14 protein-coding genes are annotated in these 14,463 nt (G+C 66.5%); 7 read left to right on the forward strand and 7 right to left on the reverse strand.

What is annotated here, in order from left to right; translation table 11 throughout:
- Nucleotides 1-37: 37 nt before the first annotated feature.
- The gene (locus tag GV792_RS05585) at nt 38-667 is read left to right on the forward strand and encodes a DUF4097 family beta strand repeat-containing protein (protein ID WP_163822537.1); all 630 of its coding nucleotides are present in this window, start codon (nt 38-40) and stop codon (nt 665-667) included.
- Between the two features lie 36 nt (nt 668-703).
- Here the strand turns inward: GV792_RS05585 and GV792_RS05590 are convergent, their stop codons facing one another.
- Nucleotides 704-1,312, reverse strand: coding sequence for a TetR/AcrR family transcriptional regulator (locus GV792_RS05590; RefSeq protein WP_163822538.1), 609 nt, complete (start codon nt 1,310-1,312; stop codon nt 704-706).
- Nucleotides 1,313-1,341: 29 nt separating this feature from the next.
- On the opposite strand from GV792_RS05590, the gene GV792_RS05595 reads away from it, so the two are divergent.
- Complete coding sequence (locus tag GV792_RS05595; protein ID WP_163822539.1) at nt 1,342-1,686, forward strand: DUF6463 family protein; 345 nt, start codon at nt 1,342-1,344, stop codon at nt 1,684-1,686.
- A gap of 46 nt (nt 1,687-1,732) precedes the next feature.
- Here GV792_RS05595 and GV792_RS05600 read toward each other — a convergent pair whose 3' ends face one another.
- Nucleotides 1,733-3,646 carry an acyl-CoA thioester hydrolase/BAAT C-terminal domain-containing protein gene (locus GV792_RS05600; RefSeq protein WP_163822540.1) on the reverse strand — a complete coding sequence of 638 codons (1,914 nt, stop codon included), beginning with the start codon at nt 3,644-3,646 and terminating at the stop codon, nt 1,733-1,735.
- A 201-nt stretch (nt 3,647-3,847) separates the two neighbouring features.
- Here GV792_RS05600 and GV792_RS05605 point away from each other — a divergent pair, with 201 nt between their 5' ends.
- On the forward strand, nt 3,848-5,548 hold the full coding sequence (locus tag GV792_RS05605; protein WP_163822541.1) for a cutinase family protein: 1,701 nt from the start codon (nt 3,848-3,850) through the stop codon (nt 5,546-5,548).
- A 262-nt stretch (nt 5,549-5,810) separates the two neighbouring features.
- Entirely contained in the window at nt 5,811-7,220 is a 1,410-nt protein-coding gene (locus tag GV792_RS05610) for a lipase family protein (protein WP_175582923.1), read from the forward strand.
- An 18-nt stretch (nt 7,221-7,238) separates the two neighbouring features.
- Here the strand turns inward: GV792_RS05610 and GV792_RS05615 are convergent, their stop codons facing one another.
- Both GV792_RS05615 and GV792_RS05620 read right to left on the reverse strand, forming a co-directional pair.
- The gene (locus GV792_RS05615) at nt 7,239-8,213 is read right to left on the reverse strand and encodes a hypothetical protein (protein WP_163822542.1); all 975 of its coding nucleotides are present in this window, start codon (nt 8,211-8,213) and stop codon (nt 7,239-7,241) included.
- A gap of 2 nt (nt 8,214-8,215) precedes the next feature.
- Nucleotides 8,216-8,782, reverse strand: coding sequence for a hypothetical protein (locus tag GV792_RS05620; protein WP_163822543.1), 567 nt, complete (start codon nt 8,780-8,782; stop codon nt 8,216-8,218).
- Between the two features lie 100 nt (nt 8,783-8,882).
- Here GV792_RS05620 and GV792_RS05625 point away from each other — a divergent pair, with 100 nt between their 5' ends.
- Together GV792_RS05625 and GV792_RS05630 are read left to right on the forward strand one after the other, a co-directional pair.
- Nucleotides 8,883-9,341: an SRPBCC family protein gene (locus GV792_RS05625; RefSeq protein WP_163822544.1), complete on the forward strand. Its 459-nt coding sequence runs from the start codon at nt 8,883-8,885 to the stop codon at nt 9,339-9,341.
- 68 nt (nt 9,342-9,409) lie between these two features.
- Complete coding sequence (locus tag GV792_RS05630; protein WP_175582922.1) at nt 9,410-10,369, forward strand: DUF389 domain-containing protein; 960 nt, start codon at nt 9,410-9,412, stop codon at nt 10,367-10,369.
- 39 nt (nt 10,370-10,408) lie between these two features.
- On the opposite strand, the gene GV792_RS05635 is transcribed toward GV792_RS05630, so the two are convergent.
- From GV792_RS05635 to GV792_RS05645, 3 genes are all read right to left on the reverse strand, one after another.
- Nucleotides 10,409-11,011 carry a Tellurium resistance gene (locus tag GV792_RS05635; RefSeq protein WP_163822545.1) on the reverse strand — a complete coding sequence of 201 codons (603 nt, stop codon included), beginning with the start codon at nt 11,009-11,011 and terminating at the stop codon, nt 10,409-10,411.
- A gap of 84 nt (nt 11,012-11,095) precedes the next feature.
- Entirely contained in the window at nt 11,096-12,190 is a 1,095-nt protein-coding gene (locus GV792_RS05640; protein WP_163822546.1) for a DUF475 domain-containing protein, read from the reverse strand.
- Between the two features lie 335 nt (nt 12,191-12,525).
- Nucleotides 12,526-13,101: a TerD family protein gene (locus GV792_RS05645; RefSeq protein ID WP_163822547.1), complete on the reverse strand. Its 576-nt coding sequence runs from the start codon at nt 13,099-13,101 to the stop codon at nt 12,526-12,528.
- A gap of 144 nt (nt 13,102-13,245) precedes the next feature.
- On the opposite strand from GV792_RS05645, the gene GV792_RS05650 reads away from it, so the two are divergent.
- Nucleotides 13,246-14,463, forward strand: coding sequence for a hypothetical protein (locus GV792_RS05650; protein WP_309138451.1), 1,218 nt, complete (start codon nt 13,246-13,248; stop codon nt 14,461-14,463).

The raw sequence follows: 14,463 nt of genomic DNA on the forward strand, positions 1-14,463 counted from the left end.
ACGAGCCCGCACATCCAGCACTGAATGGAGTACAGCCATGCCCACGTTCCAGACCCCGGATGCCATCACCGTCACCATCGACGTGCCCAGCGCTGACGTCAGGGTTATCGCCTCCGATCGGACCGACACCGTCGTCGAGGTCCGGCCGGCCGACGCAACCAAGAAGAACGACGTCCGCGCCGCCGAGCAGACCCAGATCGACTACGCCGCAGGCAACTTGACGGTGCACACGGTGAAGGGGCGGCGGGAGTACACACCCTTCGGCGGCAACGCGTCGATCGAAGTGACCATCGAGGTGCCTACCGGCTCCCAGCTGAAAGCCACAGCGGCCCTTGGTCGATTGGTGGGTTCCGGTGAACTCGGCCAGTGCGACCTGGAGATCGCCGCCGGCGACATCATCGTCGAACGCCCGCTCGAATCGGTGACCGCGAAGACCGCCAAGGGCGATATCCGGATCGGCGAAGCCTCGCGCGGCGAGCTGCGGCTGGAGACGTCCATGGGCGAGCTCGAGGTGGGCATCCGCCCTGGCAGCGCGGCACGGCTGGAAACCGACGCGAAGTACGGCAGTGTGCAGAACGCGCTGGAACCGGTCGATGGCGCCAAGGGCACCGTGCACGTCTACGCGCGGAACTCCTACGGCAACATCATCATCGGCCACGCTGCCTGACCGCGGCGGGTGATCCGGTCGGTCGAGGTCGTCCCGCTAGTGGGAGTGCCCGACTGCGGGCCGTCGGCTGAATTCGCGCACGACGGCGCCGGATGCCGTCGCGACGACATCGTCGACCCACTCCGGAATCGGGGCGGCGCGCGCGATGAAATCTCGAACCAGGCCGTAGGGGATGGCCTTGACCGCGGCGCCCGCGATGGCCATTCCCTGCTCATCGGCGGTGCCGAATTGCACGGCAACGGCGTCGCTCAGTGCGGCATTCATCTCGTCGTTGACGTTGGCGATCGCGGCCCGTAGGTCGTCGGGGCCGGTGTCGAGCAGCTCGTCGCGGTGGTACATCTTCATCGCCCGCGCCTCGGCCGGATGGGCGCGGCAGTAGCGCGGTAGGTACGCCGCGGCGGTGAGCAATGGGTCGGGTCCGGTCAGCGCTTCGATGAGCCCCGCTTGGAAGCGGCGGATCGAGCGCAGCCACAGCCGCGCGAGCAGCTCCTCACGCGAGGCGAAGCGAACGTAGATCGAGCCGGTGTGGACGCCGGAGGCAGCGCTGATCGCGGCGATCCCCGGCCGGGTGACCGCCGGGTCGCTGAGTAGATCGCGGGCCGCGTCGAGGATCTGATCATCGGTGAACCGCCTGGGTCTTGCCACCCGTACAGCCTAGGGCTTAGTTTTGGAATATGAATTCAAAAATACGTCCGGTAGTCGGCAGCATGCTCACGTTCATCGGTACGGCACACACCGCCATGGGCGCCGTCATGTGGGCCGCGAAAGACCAGGATGCGGAACTGTTGTTCTGGTACAACGCCTTCGGTATCGCAGCCATGGCCCTTGGCATCGCCGTTATCGAGGTAGAGCGGGCCCGCGGTTACGTCACCGGCCCGATCCTCGCCGCCATGGTCTTCCTGGCCGGTTTCGGAATCGCTATCGAACCGCTGTCGGGCTTCCTCACGGTGCTCGTCCCTGTTGCCGTCGGCTTCCGAGGTTGGGTCCGCCGGCGGAACGCTCCGGTTGCCGTCGCTTAGTGCGAGGACATCCTCTTCTGCCGAGTGGTCACCGGCTGGGGCGCGCTTACATACGCCCGAGGAAGTCGAGGATCGCGGTGCCCGCGCCGCGCTGGGCCGCCGCCTGCCCGGAACCATTGCCGCCGAAGGCGATCCCGCTGGTCCATTGGGCGGCGACGGGGAAGATGCCGGGCCGGATGAGGTGGCCTGCGCCCGGGAATCGCAGGTGGGCGTCGCCGGCGTCGGATCGGCGGTCCAGCAGTGCGTCGGCCATGGTGCCCGACGGCCACACGGCGTCGTCGTCACCGGTCAGGCACAGGATCGGGTAGTCGATATGCTCGGATCGGATTTCGGTCTCGGGTGTCGCATGGTCGAGCCCTTCCTCGTAGGCCGGTCGTAACCGCAGCAGTATCGGCTGGTTGCGGGCAATGCTGCCGTGCGCCGACCAGGCGTTGCGAACCAGCTGTGGCATCAGTTCGCCGGATGGTAGTGCGCACCAGGGCAGGTCGGTGCCGTCCAGCGTCCACGAGGGCGTGCCGGGAATCTCACCGTCCGAACCGATGGCCTGCCAGGACACCGAACTCGGGCTCACCAGTATCAGGCCGGCCAAGGAAATTCGACTGTGCGCGGCCGTAGCGAGTAGACCCTCGGCGCCGCGGGAAACGCCCATCGCCACCGTCCGGCGCGCGTCGACTTCTTCCTGTCCAGCCAGCCATTTGACGCCGCGCACGAAACGTTGGAGCGGAATCTTGGCAATGTCGGCATTCTCGTCTACCCACGAGAATGCCAGCGCCGCATAACCATTCGCGGCGAGCATGGCGACAGTGGATCGCTGCGAATCGCATCCGCCCTCCGACCCGCCGAAACATGCGACGGCGGGCCTGCCGTTCGGCGGCGGCGCGCCTGCGGGCGATGCGTACACCGCGGGCCGTCCGTCGATCGACACCTCGGTGAGGTGCACGTCCGCAGCGCCCGCTACCCGCGCCACGGTGGTGCGAGAGCGTTCGGAACCGCACCGAACGTCCATCGTGACCTGCCAGCCGTGCGCGGGTGGTACGAAAAGTTCAGGGGCCCGGTCGGATTCGAAACGCATGGCCCATAGCGCGGCGTCGGCATCGGGTGCGCTCCAGTCGCCGGTCACAGGTGCGGTGGTCACCGCGTGGACCACACCGTTGGCCGATGCGGTAAATGTCGCCGCGGATTCCCACTGGGCGCCGAAGAGATCGGTTCCGGACGCGCGCACATCCACGCTCGCATTCGGCGGGCAGCCACGCACGCCCCAGGCGAAAGGTTCGTCATGCCGGGAAACCTCGGGCGCGGTGAGGACGAGCGAAGCGCTGCGGATCGACGGTGGCGGGGCAGTCTGCGCGACGGGCGCACGCCGATCCTCGGTATGTGCGGCGACCAGCTCCGATCGCCGGGCAAACCAGGTCGGAAACAGCGCCGAGACCACTCCCGCCGCGCCCATCGCGGTGTACGGGACGACCCAGTAGCAGAGCACCGACAGTGTGTGTCCGGTGTCGCGGATGGTCGCGTCACCGTCGACCAGCGGCGGTATCAGCGCGGACACTGTCATCACACCGAATACCGCGATCCACATCCATGTCATCGCGACCGTGATCACCCGGAAACCGTCGGTGACCGCGGTCTGCGGATCGACCGATTCGGCGGCGTACTCCTCGACGAAGGGCCTGCCGATCAGTACTCCGATGAGCGCGATCAGGAGCAGCGCCAGGCTGGTGACCGGCTGTAGCCAGCGCTCGAGCACCTGATCATCGACAGTGATCGCGGCGATGAGCAGCAGCGCGAACACGACGGCGGTGCCGATCTCGAGTGAATGCCACGACCGTCTGCGCAGTCGCAGCACGAGTGGGCCAGCGACCGCCAGTGCGAGGGCGATTCCGACCGCGGCCACGAACCCGGTGTTTCCGACCAGGATCCAGTAGACGATCCACGGGGCGAAACCGATCAGGAAGCCCACCTGCGGATTTTATCGCCGATGAACCGCCTGCGGAGTGCGATCGCAGGGTGTCGTACGGCGCTCCCAGCGCATTCACCACAGGAACCTCAGGCACACACCCAGTAACACTCTTCTCCCCTGCCACGACCTCATACGTGACACATGGCCCGTCGGGGGGCCTGTCCTTCCACTTGTCGGTTACAGGAATATGGGGATCTGGACATGGCTCTTCGTGAGTTTCTCGCGCGACATCGGATGGCCTCAGCCGTTGCCGCGCCCGCAGTTCTCGGGGTCGCGGCGGCCGTAGCCGCCACATTCGCGCTGACATCCACGCCGGAAAAGGTGGATACGCAGCTGGTGGCCTCCGTCACCGAATGCCGCGACATGGTGACCATCTCGGTGGCCGGCCGCAACGACACGCCGCGTGAGGGGACGACGGCGATGCTCGTCGACGCCAATGGCAATCCCCTTCCCGCCGCGCTGTCGGGCGATCACAGCAGCGAATGGCTGGATCCGGTGGTCAACGCGCCGCGCGATGATGTCGCGGAGGGCTCCTACGCGGCCGTCTACATCGCCTACCCCGCGAATATGTCCAGTTACGAGGACGCGGTGAACGCGGGCGTCGCCAATGCCAAGCAGGTGATGTCGGAGATCGCGGCCGCCTGCCCGGACACCAAGTTCTCCATCGTCGGGTACAGCGAGGGCGCCGATGTGGTGCGGCGCGTGGCGATGGAGGTCGGGCACCAGGAGCCCGGTGTGGGTGGCGAGTACGGCATCGTCGACCCGGAGAACGTGGTCGGTGTCGTGATCCTCGCCGATCCGGGCCGTTCGAAGGGCGACGGGCCGTTCCCCGGCTCGCAGGATCCCCACAGCAATCCCGACGGCTTCGACCAGGACTATCAGAACGGACAGAAGCCGGTGCCCGGTCAGGGCGCACTGCCCGGCACCAGTGGCGATTTCGGTGCGCTGAACGGCAAGATCGCCTCGTTCTGCTCCGATGGCGACCTCACCTGCTCGGCACCGGACAACATCTCGCTGCTGAATCTGGCGGTCAATGTCGGCAGGCAATTGAATGTCGACGATCTCGAACGTGAGGGATTGACCCCAGCGACCGGCCAGGATGTGGCCGTGGTGCTCGGCCGGATCGCGATGACCGCGTTCGCCGATATCGCGTCCCAGCCGAACTGGATGGCCAGCGACGAAACCTTCCTCGAGGTGCTGCTTCGGGTCTCGGATCCGGCGTACAAGCCGGGTGAGGCGCCGAAGGAGCAGCCGAAGGCCGACGCGATCGCGGCCGATCAGATGTCGCCGCTGGCGTATTTGCCGCAGAAGATCCTGAACGAGATCGTCGGGCTGATCGTGACGAACCAGAACACCATCCCGGTGATCCTGAGCGACCCGTACAAGCAGACCCTCGGCCCCAACCACACCGGTCACCACTTCGACTACTGGGATGATGCCGACCCCGACAACGGCAGGCCGATGACCTCGGCCGAGTATGCGGCGGCCTGGATCACTCACCTGGCGAAGCAGGCGCAGGCGGGCGAGAAGGTGGACACCAACTCGAAGCCGACCGAGGCCGACCTCGCCGCGGCGTACAAGGCGGCGGAATCGACCACTTCGGCCGCTCCGACGACCGAACCGGCCGAGGACACGACCACCACCTCGGCGCCGACGACGACCACGAAGCCGAAGGACGAGGCCGATCCGTCGACCACGGCCCCGACTACAACGGCTCCGACGACCACGCGGTCGACCGAGGCCGCGGCCACCCCGGAGGTGACCACCACCCCGGCAGCGCCGACCACCACCACGGCGCCCGCCGAGACGACGGAATCGACCACGACGGCTCCGTCGACAACCACCACCACTACAAAGCCCGCGGCGCCAACGACCGACGCCCGAGCTGAGGCAAACAACTAAGCAAAGTAGCTCCATCGCTCTATCGAAGGCGGCGAACTCACACCCGGTGGGTTCGCCGCCTTCGCGTTTCGCCTGCCACCGCACCCATGCGTCGGAGGGTGTCGCCGGTAGCGCAGCGGTCTCGATGTCGTCGAGCGCCGGGACCGGCAGCCACGACGGTCCAGGCCGCCGCGTTTGCCTGCGCGAACCACATGGGTGCGCCCGCCATCAGTTCGTTTGCCGAAACGCGAACAGAAACTGGAACGCGTTCTACAGTGTGCCGATGGAGACTGCGGGGATGGGGCACCTACGAACACGCCGAGTGGGCCGCGTACGAGGGTGGCGAGCACGGATCACGGCGCTCGCTGTCACCACCTCTGCGATCTGCGCGTTTGTCGTCGCTCTCGCGAATCCCGCTGCGGCGATTCCGAACACCACCGATGCGTTCTACCAACCGCCCGTCGGCTACGAGTCCACCGAGCCGGGCACCATCCTGCGGACCCGGTGGATCACTCCCGCTGCGCTACAGCTACTTCCCATGCGAGTGCGCGCCTGGCAGCTGCTGTACCGGACCACCGATTCCGAAGGCAAGCCCTACGCCGCGGTGACCACCATCTTGATGGGCGATCACGGTAGATCACCGACCGCGATCCTGTCCTACGACAGCATGATCGACGCCATCGCGCCGAATTGCATGCCCTCGCAGGTCCTGCAAACTGGTGCGCCGTGGTTCGACTTCGCCAACGACGGCGGGCCGATCACCCTGTCCACCACCGCGAGCGAAGTGCCCATGATCGCGGCGGGGCTGGCTCAGGGCTGGGCGGTATCGGTGCCGGACCTCGGTGGGGTGGACAATCACTTCCTGACGCCTCGGGAACCGGGCTTCGTGGCGCTCGACGGTGTTCGGGCGGCACAGAACTTCGCCGAGCTGGGGGCAGTCACGGATACGCCCGCTCTGTTCTGGGGATACTCCGGCGGCGGCATCGCCACGACCTGGGCCGCACAGGTTCAGCCGAGCTACGCGCCGGAACTGAACGTCGCGGGAATGGCTGTCGGCGCGCCCGTCCCGGATTTCGCCGCCGCGATCAGGAACGGAAACGGGGCACCGGTCGCCGGCCTGGTGGCGGTAGGCGTCGTTGCACTGCAACAGGATTCGCCCGAATTCGCCGCGCTGCTCGACCGGGTGGTCACCGATGAAGGTCAGCGGCTGCTGGCCGGAGCCGCGGCGAGCTGCACACCGCAGAATCTGGTGAGCTTCCCGCTCCGCAATTTCGACACCCTGTTGACCGAGCCGTTGCAGCAGGTCATGAGCGCGCCGACCACCCAGCGTCTGCTCGCCGAACGAGCGCTGGGCGCGACTGCTCCCACCGCTCCGTTGTATGTATACAACGCGATAGACGACGAGCTGAGCACCATCACATCGACCGATCAGCTCATCGACCGGTATTGCGCCGCGGGAACTTCGGTGACCTATCGCCGCGACATCGTTCCATCGGTGGTCTCGCCGCACACCTTCGAATGGGGTCTTGGCGCGCCCGCCGCATTCGCCTGGTTGAAGGACCGCGCTGCCGGCCAACCGCAGAGCGGTTGCGATATCCAGACGGTGACGACTCCGGTGACGCCTGGTGCGTTGAATGCGCTCGGCCCCGACTTCATCGGAGGACTGCTGGCGGCGATGCTCGGCCATCGGTGATCTCCGGCATTCGCGCTGTCAGCGCGGCCGTAGCCGTCGATAAGCCGTGGCCACCCGCGACGAATCGTCGAACGGTCCGCGCCAGATGCGCTGGTCGAGGATCTCGAGGAACGTCGGTACGCCCTGATCACTCAATACGATTCCGGACTCGTCGATCTGAATGCCCTCTGGAAGCTCCGGGAACTTGTCGATCTCGGCCTGCAATGAGGCCAGGGTGACCTTGGGTAGATAGTCGACGCTGTTGAGTCGCTTGAGGAGCTTCGCGTAGCTGGGGCGTTTGGCGCAGACGGCGATGATGGTGTCCTTGACCGGTGCCGCCAGATCGAGGCCGAGCGCCTCGCTGATGTGGTCGACGAAATCCGGTGTGGCCTTGGTGAGCAGTTCCAGATCGGTGAACAAGCGCAGGAAGGTATCGGGTTTCAGGATCGCGATCTCGTCGGCCGTGACGACCAGATCGAATTCCTCGGCGAAGGCGAACACCGGATCGCCGACCCGGTTCAGGCGTTCACCGAAGGTGGCGAGGATGCGGTGCGCGGAGGCCACCCGCAGTCCGTGCTGTAACCGGACGAACGCGGTGCGGTGCCGGCCGGGGCCTGCGGATTCGCAGATCAGCACGTAGAACAGGAAGGTGCCGTCGCGCATCTGCCGGGGCAGGACGGTATCGAGGGTCGCCGATCGTGCGATGAGCTGCAGTAGCTGAGTGATGTGAGCATCGGGTTCGCCGGGCGCCGCAGCCGCGGCGAGCTCGTCGAGTGAGAAGGAGAAGAACTCTTCGTCGTCGACGAGCGTTGCGGTGGTGTCGTAGTCGATCGGTGCCATGGCAGCGATCCGGTCCAGCGTCGCAGCGGCTATCCTGCGCAACTCCGCACCGAGGGCCGCGGCGAACTCGATGCGCAACGCCTGCAGGTGTTTACGCCCGTCGCGCCAACCCAGGAGCAGGTCGATCGATTCGCCGCCGATGTCGATATCGGCCCACGCCGCGCTGGTCCGCATGGTCACCCTCCTTCCGTCATGACACGAATACCCGCATGCTGGGCCACCGTCACGGTGTCGCCCGGCCTCGGCACCGACCGCACGATCACATACGCGGTGTCGCCGGTATCGGTCTGCACCTTCACGATTCGATGCAGCAGCAGATAGATCATCGGGTTGACCTGGATCAGGTCGGTGCGCACGTAGATCAGCAGCAGTACCAGCAGGAACAGGCCGTAGGCGAGGGCGTCGAGGGCGTCCGGGGTTTCGACCGTGAGGAACGGCAGCACGTAAGAGACCAGATAGCCGCCGGATTCGGTGCCTGTTTCGTGCACCTTTGTCACCGTGATGCTCGACCGCGCCGACGAGCCGATCAGATACAGCACCCACACTGTGCAGGCCGTGCCAACGACCATGAGCGCGAGACAAACGATCGACAGCCACGGCGTGGCCGCGAATCGGGCCGCGAGGATCGCGAAAAGCGGGGTATAGCTCGAGAAGAACAGCGGTGTTCGCGCGGCGATCTGCACCAGATCGTCGGCTGCGCGCCGCGGTGCGGGGCCCGGCGCGGAGTGAACCGCTGCTGCCATAGCGACACTGTATAGCCGGGTACCGACATGATCGACGCACTACCTGCCAGGAATACCGGCACCCTGGGCAGGCTCGACCCGTTGTGCTTCGATCGGTGACATGAACACCGCAGCAGAACAGGACCGCATCGTCAGCGCCGAACGCGAGATCGTCGCGCCTGCGTCGGTGATATTCGAGCTGATCGCCGATCCCGCGCAACAGCCGCGCTGGGATGGCAACGACAATCTGGCCCAGGCGCCGACCGGTCAGCGGGTTCGAGCAGCCGGAGATGTGTTCACGATGGTGATCACCAAGGGGAGCGCTCGGCAGAACCATGTGGTGGAGTTCGAAGAAGGACGCCTGATCGCATGGCTGCCCGCCGAGCCCGACCAACAGCCGCCGGGCCATCTGTGGCGCTGGGAGGTCGAGGCGCTGGACGAAAGTCGTTGCCGCGTGCGGCACACCTACGACTGGTCCCGGCTGACCGATGAGAAGCGGCTACCGCGAGCCCGCGAGACCACCTCGGACAAGCTGGCCGCGTCTATCGAGCGCCTGGCCGAACTCGCCGAACGGGTCTAGCCGGCCCGCCCGGACTCGCCGATCCTGGTTTCGCGGAGCCGAGTGCCGCGGTAGGCCAGACTGAGCACATGCTGCATGTGCGGATAATGACGCCTGCCGATAAGACCGATCAGCTGGTCGCGATTCTCGAGGCCGAAGACGCGGTCAGCGGGCTGGCGGTGATGCGGGGCGCGGCCATTCGCCCCGACGGTGATCTCGTGCTTGCTCATGTGGCGCGTGAGGCGGCCAACGAACTGGTCGACGCGCTGCGGGCGACGGGCGTACACAAGTGCGGCAGTATCGAACTGGAGCCGGTGCGAACCTGGTTGTCGCTGGCCGGATTCGAAGCCGAGGTCCGCACGCCTGGTAGCAGCGCCGACGCCGTGGTCTGGGCGGATGTCGCGCAGCGCTCCTATGAGGAGACCGAGCTCAACTGGACCTACCTCAGTTTCATGACGCTGGCGACCACACTGGCCGCCATCGCCATCGTGGTGGATTCACAGATCCTGGTGATCGGCGCAATGGTGCTCGGGCCCGAGTTCGGTGCGATCGCCGCGCTCGGTGTCGCGCTGGTGCGGCGGCGGTTCGTGCTGTTCGGGTTGGCGATTCGCACCCTGGTGCTCGGCTTCCTGACCGCGATCGTGCTGACGTTCCTGCTGGTACTGATCGCGCGCGGTCTCGGCTGGATCACAGCGGCCGATATCGAGGCCGGGCCCGAGACGGCCTTCATCTACACACCGGACAAGTGGTCGTTCATTGTTGCCGTGATCGCCGCCGCGGCCGGTGTGCTCTCGCTGACCTCGGCGAAATCGGGCGGTTTGGTCGGCGTCTTCATCTCGGTGACGACGGTGCCCGCCGCGGGCAATATCGCCCTCGGTGCGGTGTTCGGCGCCTGGAACGAGGTGTGGGGCAGCACATTGCAGTTGGCGTTGAACTTGTCCGGGATGGCATTGGCTGGTTGGGGGACATTGGCTTTGCAGAATGCCTTGTGGTCGCGGGTCGCGGTGCGCAGTCCGAAGGCCAGGCTGTATCCGCGGCGCATGCTGTGAGCGTGGTCGGCAGCGTAGGCGGCGCCTCGGAATCGACGCTCAGGCGCGCGCGGAATCCAAGTCCATACCCCAGCGATAGGCCGCGACGATCTCGTCCATCGCGCCCGAGAGGTACTGGGCTTCCCGGTAGACGGTGACCCCGGCGCCCGCGTTCTGTAGCAGCGCGATCGCGCAGGAACGGGTGTCGGCCACCGGCTCATCCAGCGACACTTCGACACTCGGGCCGATCGTCGGGGTCAGCGAAAGAACCCCCTTGGCGGCAGCCCAGTTCGGCGCCTGCGCACCGAGGGCGAAGATCAGCACCCGCCGGAATGCCTCGGGCCGGGCGAGATCCATATTCAGGCCGGCGCTGCCGGGGCGGGCACCATCGCGGTCGAGCAGGATATGCGGCTCGAATTCGAGCGCTCCCGTGTCCGTACCGGCGCGCAGGGCGCCGGTGCGCCCGTCCGCGAGTTCGTAGAGGCAGCCGAGTTCGAGCTCGACCGGAGTGGATCTGCGGAACAGGCTCTTGGCGCGGGCAACCCACGTCAGCTCGACCCGCATGACACCCTGCAGCTCGCCCGGCCGGGTCAGATTGATACTCGGCGTGGCCTTGGACAGGGTCACTTTCCCCCCGCCGGCCCGCTGATCGCCGATCGCCATTGCCGCGATCCCCCCTCAGGAGATGAGAACGGCAGCGGCCCAACAAGGCCGCTGCCGTTCGAGTATTCGGTGTGCGTCCGCCGGTCAGCCTACCGGTGTCGGCTCTTTTTCGACGGCCGCTTCCGGCTCGCCCTCGCGCCGGTTGCGCATAACACTGGCGATGAACGCCGCGCCGATGAACGCGACGCCGATTCCACCGGTGATGAGCTCGTTGACGTGCACGCCGATCGAAACCAGCAGGATCGCGGCCAGCGCGCCGATCGCCCAGTGCGCACCGTGCTCGAGGTACACGTACTCGGCCAGCGTGCCCTTGCGGACCAGGTACACCGTGATCGACCGGACGAACATGGCGCCGATCAGGCCGAGGCCGAGCGCGATGATGATCGGGTCGGCGGTGATGGCGAACGCGCCGATGACGCCGTCGAAGGAGAACGACGCGTCGAGCACCTCCAGATAGAGGAACAGGAAGAAGCCCGCTTTACCGGTGGCCTTGACGGCGTCCGACGGGCCCGCGTGGTCCTCGGCGTGGAACATCGAGCCGAGACCGTCGACGGCGATGTAGGTGATCATGCCGAGCAGACCGGCGAGCAGCACCGTGGAACGGACCTCTTCCTCGGCGAGGAACTCCGCGCACAGGATCAGGCCGAGGCCCGCGACGACCACCGACAGCATGTCGAGCTTGCCGGCCTTGGCCAGCGGCTTCTCCAGCCACGACAGCCAGGTGATCTCGCGGTCCTCGAAGATGAAGTTCAGGAACAGCAGGGCGAGGAACATACCGCCGAACGCCGCGATCTGCGGGTGCGCGTCGGTCAGCAGGGTCTCGTAGCTGGGGCTGCCGTCCGGGAAGGTGGCGGCGCCGTCGGGGGGCGGGTTGAGCGCCAGGTCGAAGGCCTCGACCGGGTTCAGTCCGGCGGTGATCCACACGATCGCCAGCGGGAAGACCAGCCGCATGCCGAACACCGCGATCAGGATGCCGATGGTCAGGAACATCCGCTGCCAGAACTCACTCATCCGCTGCAGGATGGTGGCGTTGATGACGGCGTTGTCGAATGACAGCGACACCTCCATGATGCCGAGGATCGCGCAGAGCACCAGGGCGGTAGGGCCACCGTAAAGAATCGCCACGACCAGTGACACGACGGTGACCAGGAAGGATAGGCCGAATATGCGCAGGACCACGCGGGGACCTTTCGTGTGCGGCGCCGGAGTCGGTCGTCATCCGGGCGTTGTGTACGTCTGAAGCTGCTGCGTGCGATCGCCGACAGGTGTGGACGGCGCTCGACACGACCGTACCGGTCGACGGTGAACCCGACATTTCGGGCCGACGCCGAGGGTGACCGTGGTCGCTGTGCCTGGTCGCCGGACTACGACTTGTCCAGTCGGACCTCAACGAATGAGGCGACCGTGTGGATGTTCGAATGAGCCCCCCGGGTGGAATCAGTTTCCCACGGGTGTCAGCGCATGTGGAAGGGGGGCCGTTGCCGGGCCCCCTTCGCTACCGAGGGTGACCTCGATCAGACGTTGACGCCGTAGTCGCGGGCGATACCGGCGAGGCCCGAGGCGTAGCCCTGGCCGATGGCGCGGAACTTCCACTCGGCGCCGTTGCGGTACAGCTCGCCGAACACCATGGCGGTCTCGGTCGAGGCATCCTCGGACAGGTCGTAGCGGGCCAGCTCTTCGTTGCTGGACCGGTCGACAACGCGGATGTAGGCGTTGCGGACCTGGCCGAACGACTGCTGACGGGTGTCGGCGTCGTAGATCGAGACCGGGAAGAAAATGGACTCGATGGTCGGCGGGGTGCCGGCCAGATCGACGTTGATGACCTCGTCGTCGCCTTCGCCTTCACCGGTGGTGTTGTCACCGACGTGCTCGATGGAGCCTTCCGGCGACTTCAGGTTGTTGAAGAAGACGAAGTGCTGGTCGGAGACCACCTTCTTGTCGGATCCGGTCGCGATCGCGCTGGCGTCGAGGTCGAAGTCCGTTCCGGTGGTGGTACGAACATCCCAGCCGAGGCCGACCGCAACAGCGGTCAGGTTAGGCGCCGCCTTGGTCAGCGAGACGTTGCCGCCCTTGGACAAACTGACACCCATGCGGGATTCCCTTTCGATAGTCGTCTGTGATCCCCAGCATGTCCGAATCGCCGGGTACGAGATACGACAGTAGTAGGTTTCGGCGATCTTGCGCAGAAACCAGTGCCAAGACCGGTAACCCGAGAGATCTCATACGATCGGGTCGTGGCAGGCCGCAGGCGTGGATGGTTCCGGTCATCCGGGAATACCGAGTGGATCGAGCAGGCTCGGCAGTCACTCGCGTCGGCATTCCTCGATATGGACCGCCGCCAGAGCGTCGCCGAATCGGCGACCGTCGCCGCCGAGCAGATCTTCCCCGAACGCGGGCTGACCCGACGCTGGGAGCCGGTCCGGGCCCGCTGCTATACCGCCGCCGATGCCTATCTGACCTTGACAGAGCAGCTGGATCAGGCCGAAGCCACCGGCACCTCGCTGCCGCAGGGGCAGGCCCGCACCGGCGATGTGGTGCGCAGGCTGACCGAGGCGGCGCGCGGGGTCGACGAGTACTACCGCGGCAATCAGGCGCAGCTGGAGGAGGCTGTCGCGGTGGTGGCGATGGTTCCGCGGCTGGCCGATCAGGTGACCGCGGCGGCCGCATCGGTGCGCGGGCAGGCTGCCGAGTCCCCTTACGCGCACTATCCTTCGGTTCGCCGCGCCACCACCGCAGTGGATGAGGCACTGGTCACACTGCGCGCGGCCCGTGACGGCGCCGCGGTCGGGGCGGTGCGGGGATCGGCGAATCGGCTGGAGGCGGCGACCAAGGAACTGGCAGATGCTTTGGCGCAGGCGCCATCTCGGGACGGCACGGCGAAGAATGCGGTCACCTCGGTGCGTACTCGGCTGGCGGCGGTGCGCACAAGGGCCGACGGGTTGGCCGCGGCCTACTCGACGCTGCTGCGTGAGTTCAATGCTGCGAGTTCGGCGGATCTGGCCGACAATGAGCGGGAAAGCCAGCGGGCCATAGCCGCCGCGGATGACGCCCTGAGCAGGGCCCGCGCGGCGGCGGCCGAGAACGACCCGGAGTTAGCCCTTGAACTGACCACTATCGCGCGCGGCAACCTCGCCGAGGCCGAACAGCAGGTCGACGCCGTCACCAAACGGCTCACGCTGCTGCGTGAGGTCCGCGAGAATCCGCACGACAAAGCCAAGGCCGTACGATTCCGGCTGCGGGACGCGCAGATGCTCGCGGTGGGCCGCGGGCTCGTCGCCGAGTGGGGATCGGTACTCGACGCGCAGGCGGAACGGATCGACCGGGTGAGCAGCGCGCTGACCGGGCGTCATCCCGACTATTGGGCATATGTGACGGAACTCGACGCCGTCGCCGATTTCATAGCGGGCGTAGTGGATCGCATGAGAAAACAGCAAGAACCACGACGAGAGTGA

Origin of the sequence: Nocardia cyriacigeorgica, from assembly GCF_010868145.1 — a bacterium.
GTDB lineage: Bacteria > Actinomycetota > Actinomycetes > Mycobacteriales > Mycobacteriaceae > Nocardia > Nocardia cyriacigeorgica_D.

Bases quoted from the DNA above. Each gene is read 5' to 3' on its own strand.
- GV792_RS05585 (WP_163822537.1), top strand. From the start codon at position 38: ATGCCCACGTTCCAGACCCCGGATGCCATCACCGTCACCATCGACGTG.
- GV792_RS05595 (WP_163822539.1), top strand. From the start codon at position 1,342: ATGAATTCAAAAATACGTCCGGTAGTCGGCAGCATGCTCACGTTCATC.
- GV792_RS05605 (WP_163822541.1), top strand. From the start codon at position 3,848: ATGGCTCTTCGTGAGTTTCTCGCGCGACATCGGATGGCCTCAGCCGTT.
- GV792_RS05610 (WP_175582923.1), top strand. From the start codon at position 5,811: ATGGAGACTGCGGGGATGGGGCACCTACGAACACGCCGAGTGGGCCGC.
- GV792_RS05615 (WP_163822542.1), bottom strand. From the start codon at position 8,213: ATGCGGACCAGCGCGGCGTGGGCCGATATCGACATCGGCGGCGAATCG.
- GV792_RS05620 (WP_163822543.1), bottom strand. From the start codon at position 8,782: ATGGCAGCAGCGGTTCACTCCGCGCCGGGCCCCGCACCGCGGCGCGCA.
- GV792_RS05625 (WP_163822544.1), top strand. From the start codon at position 8,883: ATGAACACCGCAGCAGAACAGGACCGCATCGTCAGCGCCGAACGCGAG.
- GV792_RS05630 (WP_175582922.1), top strand. From the start codon at position 9,410: ATGCTGCATGTGCGGATAATGACGCCTGCCGATAAGACCGATCAGCTG.
- GV792_RS05635 (WP_163822545.1), bottom strand. From the start codon at position 11,011: ATGGCGATCGGCGATCAGCGGGCCGGCGGGGGGAAAGTGACCCTGTCC.
- GV792_RS05645 (WP_163822547.1), bottom strand. From the start codon at position 13,101: ATGGGTGTCAGTTTGTCCAAGGGCGGCAACGTCTCGCTGACCAAGGCG.